Below are 15104 nucleotides of genomic sequence, written 5' to 3' on the forward strand. Positions count from 1 at the left end.
CCGTGTGCAGTCCCGGCCGATCACGGAAGGCGTGAGAATGTCCCAAGCCGACCTCTCCCAGACGAACCTGACGGTGCCCAGGCTGAAGGGGCGCCCCGTCATCGGAAACACCCTGGAGTTCAAGCAGGACCGGCTCTCCCTTTTCTCCCGCGCGTTCGAGACCTGCGGGGACCTCGGCATCTACAGGATCGCGGGCGACGACTTCTACCTCGTGAACTCGGTCGAGCTGGTCCACGAGATTCTCATCAAGAAGGGCTCGCTCTTCGAGAAGACCGACCGTTTCCGTTCCTTCGCCCGGCCCCTGCTCGGTGACGGCCTGCTGACGGCGACCAACGAGGACCACAAGCGCAACCGCCGCATCATCCAGCCGCGGTTCCACAACGCGGCGGTGAAGCCTTCGGCGGACCTGGCCGCGCGCGTCGCCGAGACGGTGTCACGGGGCTGGTCCGACGGCGGCGTGGTCGACGTGCGCCGCGAGATGGTGCGGCTGATCCTCGGCGTCGTCGGCCACAACCTGTTCAGCCGTGACATCCTCGACGACGCCGACGCGCTGGGCAACGCGCTCACCGACGCCATCCACGGCTTCGACTCCCAGGCCAGCGCCCTGATCCCGCTGACCATCGAGTGGCCCACCCCGGCCAACCTCCGCTACCGGCGGGCGATCCGGCGCATGGAGCACGCCTTCTACACCATCCTCGCCGAGCGCCGGGCCATGACGAGCAAACCGGACGACTGGCTCAACCTGCTGATGGAGTCCCGGTACGAGGACGGCACCCCGATCAGCGACAAGCAGATCCGTGACGAGGCGTTGAACATGTTCATGCCTGGCCACGAGACCACCGCCACCGGCCTCACCTGGAGCCTGCACCTGCTCGCCCGGCACCCCGAGGCCTACCAGCGGCTGACCGACGAGGTGGACGAGGTGCTCGGCGGCCGGCTGCCGACCCTGGACGACCTGCCCCGACTCCCCTACGCCCTGCAGGTGTTCAAGGAGGCGCTGCGCCTCTACCCGCCGGTCTACATGTTCACCCGGCAGCCCACCGAGGACGTCGAGGTGCTCGGCCACCGTCTCCCGGCCGGCGCCGCCGTGGTGTTCAGCCCCTACGTGCTGCACCGGCGCCCGGACTACTTCCCCGACCCCGAGCGCTTCGACCCGGACCGGTTCTCGCCCGAGCGCGAGGCCCTGCTGCCCCGGCACGCCTACCTGCCGTTCGGGGCCGGCCACCGGGTCTGCATCGGCAACCACCACGCGCTGCTCAACGGCCAGGTGGTGCTCGCCACGCTCGCCCAGCAGGTACGCCTGCACACCGTGCCCGGGCCGGCGCCGGTCAAGGAGCCGATGGTCACCCTGCGCCCCAAGGGCGGACTGCGCATGCGGGTCGAGCGGCGCGAGCGCCCCGAGTCCTCCGCCGCGGGCGGGGCCGAGACGGCGAACCGCCTCGACCGCCCGGCCGGCAGGACCGGCACCGGCACCGGCACCGGCACCGCGGGCTGCCCCTACAGCGGCGCTCAGGGCTGAGACCGGCCGCAGGCCGGGGCCCAGCGGGAGAGCTCCTGGCCCGCCGGGCCCCGGCCGGCCGGCGGCCGCTCCGAGAGCAGCCCCGCCTCGGCCGCGAGGACACCCGCCTGGAACCGCGACTTGGTCCCCAGCGCGTCCAGGATCTCCGCCACGTACCGGCGGTAGGTGCGGACGGAGATGCGCAGTTCCCGTGCGGCCACCTCGTCGGTGACCCCGGCGTAGAGCCGCCTGAGGATCTGCCCCGCGAACGAACTGCGCTCCGAGCGGCCGAGGTCGATCCCGGAGCCGAGCGGCTCGGCGGTGCGCCACGCGCTGCCGAACAGGGCCAGGAGCGCGTCGGTGACGACCTTCGTCCGCACCAGCGAGGCCTGCCCGCCCCGGTGGGTGCGCACCACCGCGATCCGGCCGTCGGCGATGACCGCCTCCAGGAAGGGCATCCGGGCCACCCTGATCTCCAGCGGGTAGCACTCGCCCTGCTGCACCTCGCCCAGGCCCTGGTCGAGCATGGCCTGGTTGCACAGGACCCGGACCCGGACGCTCTTGTCCATGGCCAGGAGCAGCGACTGAAGGTCCGCGCAGAGCTGCTCGGTGCGGACCGCCTCCGCCGCGATCACCACCTCGACGGAGCGTTCCGCGGCGGCGATGACCCCGACGATGGCCTCCCGCAGCGGTCCGTGACCGGACTCGAGGGGCTCGATCAGTTGATTGCGAAAGGACATGACGCGATATCGGTCGACGGCTGCGTCGATCAGCCGGCGAATGTCCGCCAGGGCCTCGCCGAACTCGTCCGGGACATACGCCGAATCGTCCAGCACCGAATCGTCCAGCATTGAATCATCCAGAATTGAACTGTCTCCACCCGTGAGCGGATCGACAGGTATGTACTCCTTGCCCATGTATCCCCCGTGAACTCGTATTCAACAGGCGTACCGAGTCGGCCCTTCACCACCCGCTCGGGATGACGCGGACTTCTCGAATATGGTTGCTCAGCGCATTGCCTCGGCCGGAAGCAGTCCCAATTCGAAGGCCCGGGCGCCGGCCTGGAACCGTGAGCACGCCCCGATCTCGCGCATGATCTCGGCGACGTGCCGCCGATAGCTGCGCAGCGGCATCCCGAGGTCCCGGGCCGCCACCTCGTCGATCTGCCCGGCCATCAGGGAGGCGAGGATCCGGCGGCCCAGCTCGCTGCGCGCCCTGCCGCCCTGGTTCGGCCGGTCGGCCGGGCCGGAACCGTTCGCCCAGGCCACCGCGAACAGCGAGGACAACGCGCCGACCACGGCCGCGTCCCTGATGATCAGAACCTGCCGGGCCCTTGTGCCGAGGTCCGGCCAGACGACCGCGAGCCTGCCGGGCAGCAGGACCGCCTCCTGCAGAGCGCCCTCCGACGTGCGTATCTCACACGGCGCGAAGGCCCTCACCGCGGCCCGTACGGGCTCCGCATGGCTCACGGCCGGGGCGCAGAGCAGCCGCACCGCCGCGTCGCCGGAGGCGGCCGCGCGGCAGGCCGAGGCCACGCGCAGGACCTCGTCCTCCGAGCCCTGGTCCGGCACGACGACGCCGACGCTGCGGACGTCGGCACCGGCCAGATGCGCCAGTGCCCGCCGCAGCCCCGCCTCGTCCTGCGTCGACAGAAACCGCTCCGGGCGGGCGTGGTACCGGCGGTCGGCCTCCACGGACTCGATGAGAGCGCGTGCCCGGTGGAGGGCGCCGTCCACTCCGCCGGCTCCGTCGGCCCCGGCTGCTAAGAGGTCGGTCGGTCGGCGGTGGTCGGGCCGATCCTCCTGGTCAACGGATTCAGCAGGGCCGCCCCTCCGTCGTCGCGATTCCGCTTCTGTCCCGGTCACAATCCGCAACTCCCCCGAAGTAAATCGCTTTCTGCCGGGGCCGCGATTCAGCACCTCGCTGTGCCGAACGAACCCCCATTTGTGGTCCAGCACACCTCCGCGGAGTAATCCGGAAGTGCGTCGAGACTAACTCAACGGGCACTCCTTCCGGCGGTCGGCCACCAGTCAGGATCTCCAGGGCGTACCCGCAAGTCAGTTACTGGTGAGTCAATATTCCTTCCGGAACCCGACCCGTTGCACTATCCGTTCCGGAACCCTTGTCCAGCAACGAAGTTGCAGGTTCTTGCCAGGGTGTATCCAGGCCCGTACAACGGGCTCAGCGGGAAAGGCCCGCGGGGCCGGTACGGGGCCGGCCGGACGAGGCGGGCGCGGCGCAGGACAGCTAGGCGGACGACGGCTCGAAGGAGGTCGGCTCGGCGGACGGCGGCTCGGCGGACGACGGCTTGGCGGACGACGGCTCGAAGGAGGTCGGCTCGAAGGAGGACAGCTCGGCGGACGACGGCTCGGCGGACGACGGCGGAACGGCACCGGTCTCCGCCGTCACGGACAGCGCGGTCAGGCGGACCGGAGTGCCGCTGACCACGCTGGCCAGCACACCGCGCCGCTCGTCGGCCAGGTCGAGCACGTGGAACTGCTCGAACCGCCCGTCCTGCACCCACGCGGCGTCGCCGCCGAAGTGCCTGCGCGGCCCCAGGCGCATCCCGGAGAGGTCGAGTTCGTACAGTGCGCCCAGGTCCGCGCGGCCGGCCTTCACCAGGGCCTCCTTGCGCACCCACTGCCTCAGGAACGTGGCCTGCGGATCGCCGTGCCGTCCGAGCAACCGCAGCTCGTTCCCGCTCAGGGCCCGTTCGAGGAGCGCCGGGGTGGCGGGCCGCCGGGCCGTGAGCTCCACGTCGATGCCCACCGTCGCCGCCCCGGCCGCGGCCGCCACGACGCCGGGGGTGTGCGCCATGCTGACCTGAGCGGTGGGGTGGTCCGGCAGGTACGGCTTGCCGTGGCCGTCCTCGGCGCAGTCGTCGCAGTGCTGGGCGAGGGCCACCGCGGCCGGGCCCACGTCGAGCAGCAGCCCGGCGCAGATCCGGGCCAGCAGATGGGCGGCCACGAAGTCACGGCGTGCGGACTCGTGCCGGAACCGCGCGGCCCGCACCCGCTCCGCCGGTTCGAGCAGCCGCTCGTCCGCCTCGGGGTGGGCGAGCACCTCGTCCGTGCCGGCCACCACCGCCACGGCGGCGGCCGCCCCTGTGTTCGTGCCGCTCGGCATCCCCGGCCTCCGTCTCTCCCGATGTCGTGGTGGGCTCGGCCAACCTAGCCGGACCTGCCGGTGGCCGGGCAGGCCGTTTCCACTTGCTGCCACAACGCCGTCGTACGCGGCCCGGGGCCGATGTCCGGCCGGGCGGGCGGGACGTGGTGGTCCGTCATGGCCGACCCTGGACCGTCCCGGACCGTCCTGGACCGTCCTGGGCCGGCATGCACGGACCGGCACGGACGGCTTGAGCGCCCCGGACCGGCGTGGGCCGGCCTTCAGAAGGAGCCCTCCGGCAGCCGCATGAGGGCGTTGTCCGTCCTCTCCGCCTGTCTGCGCCGGACGGCCACGCCCGGGAGCACCTCCGCGGCGAAGAACGTCGCGGCAGCCACCTTCCCGGTGTAGAACTCCCTGGCCTCGCCCCGCGCGTCGGGCAGTCTGCCCACCGCCACGGCTGCCGCCCGCAGGAGCAGATAGGCCACGATGACGTCTCCGCTCGCCATGAGGAACCGGGTGGTGTTCTGGCCCACCTTGTACAGGGAGGTGGCGTCCTGCACGGAGTCGGCCAGTTGCCGCATCATCGCCGCGGCCATCGCCTCGAGTTCGGCAAGGGCGTCCGCCAACGCGTCGCGCGCCTCGGCGAGTTGCCCGCCGCCGTCGGCGCCCGCGAGGAACCCCCTGATCTCCCCGGCGAGGACGGTGAGCGCCTGCCCCTGGTCGCGGACGACCTTCCGGAAGAAGAAGTCCTGCCCCTGGATGGCGGTGGTGCCCTCGTAGAGGGTGTCGATCCGGGCGTCCCGGAGGTACTGCTCGATCGGAAAGTCCTGCAGGTAACCGGAGCCGCCGAGGATCTGGAGCGACTGGTTGAGCTGCTCGTAGGCCCGCTCCGAGCCGTAGCCCTTCACGACCGGCAGGAGGAGGTCGTTCAGCGCGCGAGCGGCGGAGGCGTCGGTGCCCGCGTGTTCCTTGAGCGCGATGTCGTCCTGCACGCACGCCGTGTAGAGGACCAGCGTCCGCAGCCCTTCGGCGTACGCCTTCTGCGTCATCAGCGAGCGCCGGACATCGGGGTGGTGGGTGATGGTGACACGGGGGGCCGTCCTGTCGGCGGCCCGGGTCAGGTCCGCGCCCTGGACTCGCTCCTTGGCGTACTCCAGGGCGTTCAGGTACCCGGTCGACAGCGTCGAGATCGCCTTCGTGCCGACCATCATCCGGGCGAATTCGATGATCCTGAACATCTGCCGGATGCCGTCGTGCGTCTCCCCGAGGAGCCAGCCCTTGGCCACGCCCCGGTCGCCGAAGGTCATCTCGCAGGTGTTGGACGCCTTGAGGCCCATCTTGTGCTCGACCCCGGTGACATGGACGCCGTTGCGCCGGCCCAACTCTCCGGAGGTCCAGTCGAATTCGTACTTCGGTACGAGGAACAGGGACAGGCCCTTGGTGCCGGGTCCCGCGCCCTCGGGGCGGGCGAGCACGAAGTGCACGATGTTCTCGGTCAGATCGTGCTCGCCGTTGGTGATGAACCGCTTCACGCCCTCGATGCGCCAGGAGCCGTCCGCCTCCCGCACCGCCTTCGTGCGGCCCGCGCCGACGTCGGACCCCGCGTCCGGCTCGGTGAGCACCATGGTCGCGCCCCACCGCTTGTCCACCATCAGCCGGGCGACGGCGCGCTGCTCCTCGGTGCCCAGCTCGTGGACCACCCGAGCGAAACTCGGGCCCGCGGCATAGAGCCAGAGCGCCGGGTTGGCGCCCAGGACCAGTTCCGCGAAGGACCAGTACAGAGAAGGCGGGGCGGCGGTTCCACCCAGCTCCGGAGGCAGGCCCAGGCGCCACCACTCGGCGTCCATGAAGGTGTCGTACGCCTTCCTGAACGCCGGGGGAAGCGGCGCGGTTCCGGACACGGGGTCGAAGACCGGGGGGTTCCGGTCGGCTTCCGTCGCCGAGTCGGCGAGGTCGTCGGTGGCGAGCCGGTTGATCTCGGCCAGGATGTCCCTCGCCGCCGGCCTGTCGAGGTCGGTGAAAGGACCGGTCCCGTACACGGAATCGCGGCCCAGGACCTCGAAGAGGTTGAACTCGAGGTCACGGAGGTTCGATCTGTAGTGGCTCATGGGTGGGAGCTCCGTCTCTGTGGACAGCCGTGACCGGCTCGGCCGGTGTTTCGCGGTGACTGCTCATCTCGTCTTCTCGCGAGGTGGTCCGGCGGGACCGGACCGGTCAGCGGCCGACGCGCGCCGCCTCGTCCGGTCCGACGGCGCACGGCAGGTCGAGCCGGGAGCACACACCGGTCTCCATCAGGGTCGCGATCCCGGCGGCGAGGTTGCGCGCCCACCCTCGGTACCCGGGCACCGACGGGTGGAAGCGGTCGGCGGCCAGCCAGCCCCCCGCGAAGCGGGGCGGTCCGCCGGCGGGGATGTAGAACAGCACCTCGCCACGCGCGGCGAGCACCCTGAACTGCCGGTCCAGGAGCCTCGCGTACGAGCTGAGAGGCCGGCGGACGTGGGTCGGCAGGCCCTCGTGGACGTCCAGGTCGGGCAGTCCGGCGAGGGCGATCGGCACGTCGTGGCCGAGGCGCAGCCGGATGTCGCCGATCAGTCGCTCGACGTCCTGCCGGAAGACGCCGGGCCGCCGCAGGCGCATGGCGTCGTTGGTGCCCGCCGACAGCAGGATCAGGTCCGGCTGCCAGCGCCGGGTCGGGTCCGTCAGCTGTCCCAGCAGCACACCCCTCATGTCGCGCACGGTCGCCCCCGACCTGGCGGCCACCCGCCAGCTGACACTCCGGCCGGTCAGCGCGGTCAGCGCGACGGCGACCTGGCCGGCCAGGGCGTCCTGGTGCTGCTCGGCGCCCACGCCGGCGGCGGTGGAGTCCCCGAGCAGCAACAGCCGCAGGGGCGGCCCGTCGCCGGTGGTCTCGCCGGTGTCGCCGGCGGCGTCGGGCAGTCTGGGCCGTTGCGCCCGCACCCGGTCCTTGAGCATCGCGGTCAGCATGTCCACTCCCCCATAACGCTGTTATGGCCGTCCCCCCAATAACAGCGTTATGCTCTCTGTGTGTCAACCGAGATCCGTCGCAAACTCCTCGACGAGGCCGCCCGGATCCTGGCCGAAGAGGGTCCCGCCGCACTCACCGTGCGCCGCGTGGTCCAGGCGGCCGGGGCCTCCACCATGGCGGTCTACACCCACTTCGGCTCCATGCCGGCGCTGGTGCGGGAGGCGATGCGGGAGGGCTTCGAGCGGTTCCGGGAACGCCTGATGGTGGCGGAGGCCGCCGAGGGCGACGACCCGGTGGCCGGGCTCGTGCGGCTGTGCACCACCTACCAGGAGTTCGCCCGCGCCGAGCCCGACGTGTACGCGGTGATGCTGGGCGGGTCACGCCTCGCCGGCTTCGAGTTCACCGAGGACGACCGGGTCATGGGCCTGCACGTCCTGCGGATTCCGCACGCCGCGATCAAGCGCTGCATGACGGCCGGCCGGTTCCGCGAGGGCAACTCCTCGCTGCTGGCCTGGCAGCTGTGGTGCCAGATGCACGGGCTCGCCCAGCTGGAGGCGGCGGGCTACTTCGTGGGCCGGCACAGCGCGGACGAGACCCTGCGCGGACTCCTCAGGGACTTCGCCGTCGCAGCGGGCGACCGGCCCCAGGCCGCGGAACGCTCGGTGGCCACGGCAGGCTGAGCGGGCCCGAGGGCCCCGGTCACCGACCCTTGCGCCCGCACGGTCACCGCCCCTTGCGCCTGCACGCACCCCCGGACCGGCGCAAACCGGCTCCCGGAACACGACGAAGGACATGACGAAGGGGCCGGACCACCGAAAGAGGCCCGACCCCTGACGCCCACGCTGGACGCAGAACGTCGGCGTGAGCCGCTGTGACGAACGTCGGTCAGACGTTGAAGCGGATGTCTGAGGCCAGATCCTGACCTGCGGCGGAGCCCCACCCAGGGCTCTGACCTGGGGTTTCCCGGTTGGCGCGCGTTGGCTCCCGACGGCCGTTTACGGGTGTCCTGCGGACTGTCTGCGGACTGGCCGGGGGTCCCGAGGCAGAGAAATCCATGGCACACGGGCGGGACCTGCAACGAAACTGCGCAGGTGAGCGACTCCTACCCCTGCCCGTGCTGCGGGCACCGCCTGCTGGACGCGATGCCCGGCTCGGACGAGATCTGCCCCATCCGCTTCTGGGAGGATGACGGGGTCCAGTTCCGATGGCCGACCGCTCACCGCGCGCCTACGAGCCACCGCTGAGGACGACGTCCCGGGCTGGCCCTCGGCCCACTTCGCCGAGATCATCAATGACCTGGCCGACCACGCCCAAGTGATCCTCTACTCCCAGTTCTGGCGGGTGGACGCCGGCCGCACGTACGGCGTCTCCGGCCCCGACCTGGACTGGGAACTCGACTGGACCGCGCCCTGGGAGCACCTGGTCGAAGAATCCCGCACCTGGTCCCTACTGGAAGCCTCCGAAGCCCCCGCCGGCGACAACATCTTCGTCGCCCCCACCTGGATCGACCGTACCGACCTGTACCCGGAAAGGTGACCGATGCCGTCCCAGCACCCCCAGGGGATCGGCTACGGCCATGTGGTCGAGAGCTACGTGACGAGGATGTACGCGGGCCTCCCGCGCTACCTCGTATTGAACGGCGGGCGCGGTTCTCTCTGCGCCGCCACGATCGCCTCCGCCCTGGAGCTGTAAACCGCGTCTGAAGCGGCCGAGCTCGATGAGGGTCATCGTGCCCGGCACCACCAGCACGGAGGCCGCCCCTTCGTGAAGACGCGAAGACGTACTTCAGTCTGGCGAGCGCCGCCGTAACGCATCGGGCGATGTCAGGCGATTGCCTGACAGGCGACGGATGGGTCCGGTAGATCTGTGCCCGTGACTGACTCCATGCCCCCCGATGACGGCGAGCACACTTCCCTCCGCGAGAAGGCCAAGGACTGGGTCGAGAAGGGCAGGGGCTGGGCCGAGAAGCACCCGAGGACGATCCGCTTCGTCAAAGTCGCGGGCGTGGCTGCGGGCATGGTCGCTGTTGTGGTCCTCGCGCCGCGCAGCATGGATGAGGACGCAGACGAGTTCCCCAGCTATGCCGAGGGTTCCGCAAGCGCCGAGGAGGTTGAGGATGCTGAGGGTGCCGCGGAAGTCGAGGGTGTCGCTGACCAGGAGCAGCCCTCCGCCTCCGACAGGACGAGCAGTCCTCGCGACTCCGCCAAGAACCACCTGCGGAATCTCCACCCCGGCTGGAACGCCAGCGAGGAGAAGAAGGCGCAGTACAAGGAGGAGACAGGGGAAGATTTGCCCCCCGGCACCACCTGGGTCTCTCCAAAGTCCGATGCGGACGATTCCCCGGAAGGCGAGGCCCCGGGTGCGGATGATTCCCCGGAGGACGAGGACCCGGGCGAAGCAGCAGCCTGAGCGCTCAGGTGCAGGTCGCCGCGACCTCCATTCTTGTGCAGTGCCAGCGCAGGCCCTTACGTTCCGTCCCATGACCGCATCAGACGATCTACTCCGCCGGATCGAGCAGGAGTCTTCCTTTGCCACCGCGCTCGCCTGGCCTGGCGATTTCGACGTCGAGCGCCGGGATTGCATCGAGGAACTTGCCCTTCCTACCAGGATCCCCCTGCACCCAATAGCCGGTTGCAGCGCTGGCGGCACGTACTACCTGTGCGGGGAGGCTGGGGCCGAGGAGAGGCCCGTCCTGTACGCCGACTCAGAGGACCAGGCCACATTGATCGGCGCCGACCTCGTCGAGGCCATCACACTCATCGTGGTGCTGCCCTTCTGGCGCGATCTGGCGAAGGGCTTCGCGATCAGCGAGCTCGGCTCGGACCTTCGGGCCGACCACCCGGACTTCGACGCCGAGCGCGACCGCCTTCTGCACGCCCTCGGGCTTGCCTCCATGACGCTGAACATCTACACCCACCTGTGGCCCGACTCCGAGGAGCGGACCCGGGCCGCCGTCGACAAGGCGTACGCGGACCAGTCCGCCGATGCCCAGCCACCGGTCGACGAAGCGGCGTAGCCGCTCCTCAGCGCGCTGACCGAAGTCAGCACGCTGCGGACTCTGTGCGGACCGCAAAGGCCGCCCAACCCGCCCCGTCGCAGGTCAGACGGCCTTTCGCCGAACGTATTAGACGTTGAAGCGGAACTCCACCACGTCCCCGTCCTGCATGACGTAGTCCTTGCCCTCCATGCGCGCCTTGCCCTTGGCGCGGGCCTCGGCGACCGAGCCGGTTTCGACGAGGTCGGTGAAGGAGATGACCTCGGCCTTGATGAAGCCCTTCTGGAAGTCGGTGTGGATGACACCGGCGGCCTCGGGGGCGGTGGCGCCCTTCTTGATGGTCCAGGCGCGGGATTCCTTGGGGCCGGCCGTCAGGTAGGTCTGCAGGCCCAGGGTGTCGAAGCCGACGCGGGCGAGGGTGGCGAGGCCGGGCTCGTGCTGGCCGACGGACTCCAGGAGCTCCATGGCCTCCTCCTCGTCCAGCTCGGCGAGGTCGGCCTCCAGCTTGGCGTTGAGGAAGATCGCCTCGGCCGGGGCGACCAGGGCGCGCTGCTCGTCCTTGAAGGCGTCGTCCGTCAGCTCGTCCTCGTCGACGTTGAAGACGTAGAGGAAGGGCTTCGTCGTCAGCAGGTGCAGGTCGTGCAGGAGCTCGGCGCGCTCGGTGCCCTGGAGGATGCCCTGGGAGAAGAGGGTGTCGCCCTTCTCCAGGATCTCCTTCGCCTCCTCGACGGCCTTGACCTTCGGGGCGATGTCCTTCTTGATCCGCGACTCCTTCTGCAGGCGCGGCAGGACCTTCTCGATCGTCTGGAGGTCGGCCAGGATCAGCTCGGTGTTGATCGTCTCGATGTCGTCCTTGGGCGAGACCTTGCCGTCGACGTGCACGACGTTCTCGTCCTTGAAGGCGCGGATGACCTGGCAGATCGCGTCGGACTCGCGGATGTTCGCCAGGAACTTGTTGCCCAGGCCCTCGCCCTCGGACGCGCCGCGCACGATGCCCGCGATGTCGACGAAGTCGACCGTCGCCGGGAGGACGCGCTCGGAGGAGAAGATCTCCGCCAGCTTCGTCAGGCGGGCGTCGGGGACGCCGACCACGCCGACGTTCGGCTCGATCGTGGCGAACGGGTAGTTGGCCGCCAGCACGTCGTTCTTGGTCAGGGCGTTGAACAGGGTCGACTTGCCGACATTCGGCAGACCGACGATTCCGATCGTGAGCGACACGTTGCGACTTCCCGTTACGTGAGAGGGGCCAGGGGACCTTCGAGGCCTGGGGGCCTTCGGGCCAGGGCCAGAGGACAGGCTGGCCGATCCCCCAGTTTACGGGGTGCCCGGTGCGGGTCCGGGCGGTCCGTCGAACGCTTGGCCAAGCTCACTGCCCCGGCGTGTCTGATGGGTCATTCGACACATAAACCGACCTAAGTTGGTCCAGTGGAGCAACACAGGACTCGCCCCGACCGGCCCGGACCGCGCCGCGGCACGCCCCCGCTGCCGCCGCAGGCCGGCTCCGCCGACCCGGGTGCCCGCCCGCCCCGGTCCGCCCCACCGTCCCCCCGCCAGGCCCGGCCTGCCGCCCCGGGGCCCCGCGGCCAGGGGGGCCCAGGCCCGGACCAGGGCGGCTCATGGCCCGACCGGGGCGGTCCGCGTCCACCGCAGCCCGACGTCCAGCGGGGCTCGCGTCCATCGCAGCCCGACGTCCAGCGGGGCTCGCGTCCACCGCAGCCCGAGGTTCAGCGGGGCGCCGCGGCCGGTCCGGCATCCGACGGTTCCCGCTCCCGTCCGCCCCGCCGTGGCTCCGGCCCCCCGGCCGACTCGGCCCGCCCCTCCGCTGCCGCCCGGCCCCGCCCCGCGGGTCCGCGCCGGACCGCTCCCCCACTCGCGCGCGCACCACGGCGCCTGCCCGACCCCCGGCTCACCGGGCTCGGCGGCGGACTCTTCTCCACGGCCGTGATGCTCGCACTGGGCGCGCTGGACCGGCTGCTCTTCGGCTCCTCCCTGACGGTGCTGGGCGTGCTGTTCCTGCCGGTCAGCGCCCTGACCGCGCTGTGGGTACGGCGCGGGGACCTGATGACCGGGCCGGTCGTCGTGCCCATCGCCTTTGTCGTCGGGCTGCTGCCCATCGCCGGCGGGGAGGGACTGGGCGGCCGGCTGATGGCCCTGTTCACCGCACTGGCCACCCAGGCCGGCTGGCTGTACGGCGGCACGCTGATCACCGGCGTGATCGTGACCGTCAGGAGATTCCGCCCCGCAGTCCCCCGCCCGACCCCTCCGGGAGTCAGGCCCCACCCGCCCGCCGGTTCCTAGGCGGGGCGGGGCGGCACGGGGACGCCGGCGGCGGGCTCCCGTCCGTCACCGGACCGCGCCCCCTCCGATGGACCACCACCGCACCCTTGTCACGGCCACGGCCACGGCCAAGGCCACGGCCACGGACCGCCACCGCGTCCGCGTCCCGGGCACGGACCGCCACCGCGTCCTGTCCCGGCCGACGCCACCGGCGGCCGTGTCCTTGTCCCGGCCGACGCCACAGCGGCCGGGACCCGGTCGGCCGCGCGACGGTTCCGGCGAAGCTGTCGCGTGGAGCGGCCCTCCCCGCCCCAGCCGCTCAGCGAGCCCGGGCTCCCTCCTCCGCCGCGCGCATCGCCGCTCCCACGATGCCCGCGTTGTTCTGCAGCTGGGCCGGGACGATCTCCGCCTTGATGCCGCCGAGGAGGTGGAGGAACTTGTCGGACTTGCGGCTGACGCCGCCGCCGATGATGAAGAGCTCCGGGGAGAAGAGCATCTCGACGTGGGCGAGGTACTTGCGGACGCGGCGGGCCCAGTGCTCCCAGGTGAGGTCGGCGTCCTCCTTGGCCTTGCTGGAGGCACGCTTCTCCGCGTCATGGCCGCCCAGTTCCAGATGGCCGAGCTCGGAGTTGGGGACGAGGACGCCGTCGACGAAGAGGGCGCTGCCGATGCCGGTGCCGAAGGTGAGGAGGATGACCGTGCCTCTGCGGTCACGGCCGGCGCCGAAGCGCATCTCGGCGACGCCCGCCGCGTCGGCGTCGTTGACGACCGTGACGGGCAGGCCGCCCAGGCGCTCGCTCAGCAGGGCGCGCGCGTCGGTGTCGATCCAGCCCTTGTCGACATTGGCCGCGGTGCGGATCGTGGAGCCGCCCGTCACGACGCCGGGGAAGGTGATGCCGACCGGACCCGTCCAGCCGTAGTGCCCGACGACCTCCCGCACGCCGTCGGCCACCGCGTCCGGCGTCGCCGGATGCGGTGTCAGCACCTTGAAACGCTCCTGGGTCAGGTCGCCCCTGTCCAGGTCCACAGGAGCGCCCTTGATCCCGGATCCGCCGATGTCCACGCCGAAGATCTGCATGGCCCTACGTTACGACGGAGGACCGACAGTCACGCCCCTGCGGACTCGACCGGCCCGCTGCCGCCGCGCTGGGCCACCAGGGCCGCCGCCTCGGCGCGCAGGTCACGGCGCAGCTCCTTGGGCAGGGAGAAGGTGATGGACTCCTCGGCGGCCTTGACCAGCTCGACGTCCTCGTAGCCGCGCTCGGCGAGCCAGGCCAGGACCTCCTCGACCAGCACCTCCGGCACGGAGGCGCCCGAGGTGACGCCCACCGTGGAGACGCCCTCCAGCCAGGCCTCGTCGATCTCGCCAGCGAAGTCCACCAGGTGGGCTGCGCGGGCGCCGGCCAGCTTGGCGACCTCCACCAGACGCTTGGAGTTGGAGGAGTTGCGCGAGCCGACGACGATGACGAGGTCGGCCTCGGCGCCCATCTGCTTCACGGCGAGCTGGCGGTTCTGCGTGGCGTAGCAGATGTCGTCGCTCGGCGGGGAGATCAGCTGCGGGAACTTCGCCTTCAGCGCGTCGACGGTCTCCATCGTCTCGTCCACGCTCAGGGTGGTCTGGGACAGCCACACGACCTTCGACTCGTCGCGGACCTCGACCTTCGCCACGTCCTCGGGGCCGTCGACGAGCTGGATGTGGTCGGGGGCCTCGCCGGAGGTGCCGATGACCTCCTCGTGGCCCTCGTGGCCGATCAGGAGGATGTCGTAGTCCTCGTCCGCGAAGCGGACGGCTTCCTTGTGGACCTTGGTGACCAGCGGGCAGGTGGCGTCGATGGTGGCGAGCCTGCCGCGCGCGGCCTCCTCGTGGACGACGGGGGCGACGCCGTGCGCGGAGAACATGACGATGTTGCCCGGCGGCACCTCCTCCGTCTGCTCGACGAAGATCGCGCCCTTCTTCTCCAGGGTCTGCACGACGTACTTGTTGTGGACGATCTCGTGCCGGACGTACACCGGGGCGCCGTACTGCTCGAGGGCTTTCTCGACGGCGATCACTGCGCGGTCCACACCCGCGCAGTAGCCGCGGGGGGCGGCGAGCAGGACACGGCGGCCAGGCGAAGAAGTCATGCGTCCCATCGTAAGGCCGTGTCCGGCCGCCCGAAGATCGCGCGCCCGGCGGGGCGCAGGCGGAACCGGAAGGGAGGCGGTCCGGCGGGAGGGGCGGAGGCACTGGTGTCCCGGCCCGA

At 71.1% G+C, this 15104-nt stretch carries 15 protein-coding genes; 7 read left to right on the top strand and 8 right to left on the bottom strand.

Translation table 11 applies throughout. The annotated features are described in order from the left end of the window. Positions 1-37 precede the first annotated feature (37 nt). Entirely contained in the window at positions 38-1519 is a 1482-nt protein-coding gene (locus ACIGXJ_RS17075) for a cytochrome P450 (RefSeq protein WP_399645553.1), read from the top strand. On the opposite strand, the gene ACIGXJ_RS17080 is transcribed toward ACIGXJ_RS17075, so the two are convergent. From ACIGXJ_RS17080 to ACIGXJ_RS17100, 5 genes are all read right to left on the bottom strand, one after another. Then, on the bottom strand, positions 1510-2349 hold the full coding sequence (locus ACIGXJ_RS17080) for a transcriptional regulator (protein WP_399645556.1): 840 nt from the start codon (positions 2347-2349) through the stop codon (positions 1510-1512). The genes ACIGXJ_RS17075 and ACIGXJ_RS17080 overlap by 10 nt on opposite strands. 156 nt (positions 2350-2505) lie before the next feature. Next, positions 2506-3234 (bottom strand): hypothetical protein, encoded by a 729-nt coding sequence (locus ACIGXJ_RS17085; RefSeq protein ID WP_399645558.1) that lies wholly within the window; start codon positions 3232-3234, stop codon positions 2506-2508. A 511-nt stretch (positions 3235-3745) separates the two neighbouring features. Then, on the bottom strand, positions 3746-4624 hold the full coding sequence (locus tag ACIGXJ_RS17090) for a 4'-phosphopantetheinyl transferase family protein (protein WP_399645560.1): 879 nt from the start codon (positions 4622-4624) through the stop codon (positions 3746-3748). Between the two features lie 260 nt (positions 4625-4884). Further along, positions 4885-6711, bottom strand: coding sequence for an acyl-CoA dehydrogenase (locus tag ACIGXJ_RS17095; RefSeq protein WP_399645563.1), 1827 nt, complete (start codon positions 6709-6711; stop codon positions 4885-4887). A gap of 106 nt (positions 6712-6817) precedes the next feature. Continuing rightward, a complete protein-coding gene (locus tag ACIGXJ_RS17100) occupies positions 6818-7588 on the bottom strand; it encodes an SGNH/GDSL hydrolase family protein (protein ID WP_399645565.1) in 771 nt (256 codons plus the stop codon). Positions 7589-7648: 60 nt separating this feature from the next. Between ACIGXJ_RS17100 and ACIGXJ_RS17105 the strand changes: the two genes are divergently transcribed. The 5 genes from ACIGXJ_RS17105 to ACIGXJ_RS17125 all read left to right on the top strand — a co-directional run bounded on the left by ACIGXJ_RS17105 (position 7649) and on the right by ACIGXJ_RS17125 (position 10605). Next, the gene (locus tag ACIGXJ_RS17105) at positions 7649-8269 is read left to right on the top strand and encodes a TetR/AcrR family transcriptional regulator (RefSeq protein WP_399645568.1); all 621 of its coding nucleotides are present in this window, start codon (positions 7649-7651) and stop codon (positions 8267-8269) included. A gap of 505 nt (positions 8270-8774) precedes the next feature. Then, positions 8775-9125 carry a hypothetical protein gene (locus ACIGXJ_RS17110; RefSeq protein WP_399646010.1) on the top strand — a complete coding sequence of 117 codons (351 nt, stop codon included), beginning with the start codon at positions 8775-8777 and terminating at the stop codon, positions 9123-9125. 3 nt (positions 9126-9128) lie between these two features. Beyond that, positions 9129-9281: a hypothetical protein gene (locus ACIGXJ_RS17115; RefSeq protein WP_399645571.1), complete on the top strand. Its 153-nt coding sequence runs from the start codon at positions 9129-9131 to the stop codon at positions 9279-9281. A 180-nt stretch (positions 9282-9461) separates the two neighbouring features. Further along, positions 9462-9998 (top strand): hypothetical protein, encoded by a 537-nt coding sequence (locus ACIGXJ_RS17120; protein WP_399645574.1) that lies wholly within the window; start codon positions 9462-9464, stop codon positions 9996-9998. 70 nt (positions 9999-10068) lie between these two features. Then, positions 10069-10605, top strand: coding sequence for a hypothetical protein (locus ACIGXJ_RS17125; RefSeq protein WP_399645577.1), 537 nt, complete (start codon positions 10069-10071; stop codon positions 10603-10605). A gap of 108 nt (positions 10606-10713) precedes the next feature. On the opposite strand, the gene ychF is transcribed toward ACIGXJ_RS17125, so the two are convergent. After that, positions 10714-11802: a redox-regulated ATPase YchF gene (gene ychF, locus ACIGXJ_RS17130; protein ID WP_399645580.1), complete on the bottom strand. Its 1089-nt coding sequence runs from the start codon at positions 11800-11802 to the stop codon at positions 10714-10716. A gap of 726 nt (positions 11803-12528) precedes the next feature. Here ychF and ACIGXJ_RS17135 point away from each other — a divergent pair. After that, positions 12529-12882, top strand: a complete 354-nt coding sequence (locus tag ACIGXJ_RS17135) for a DUF6542 domain-containing protein (RefSeq protein ID WP_399645988.1) — start codon at positions 12529-12531, stop codon at positions 12880-12882. 298 nt (positions 12883-13180) lie between these two features. Here ACIGXJ_RS17135 and ppgK read toward each other — a convergent pair whose 3' ends face one another. Beyond that, positions 13181-13939, bottom strand: coding sequence for a polyphosphate--glucose phosphotransferase (ppgK, locus tag ACIGXJ_RS17140; protein WP_399645583.1), 759 nt, complete (start codon positions 13937-13939; stop codon positions 13181-13183). Positions 13940-13968: 29 nt separating this feature from the next. Further along, entirely contained in the window at positions 13969-14985 is a 1017-nt protein-coding gene (locus ACIGXJ_RS17145; protein WP_399645585.1) for a 4-hydroxy-3-methylbut-2-enyl diphosphate reductase, read from the bottom strand. Between the last annotated feature and the right edge of the window lie 119 nt (positions 14986-15104).

Source organism: Streptomyces sp. NPDC053367 (assembly GCF_044545925.1).
Lineage (GTDB): Bacteria > Actinomycetota > Actinomycetes > Streptomycetales > Streptomycetaceae > Streptomyces.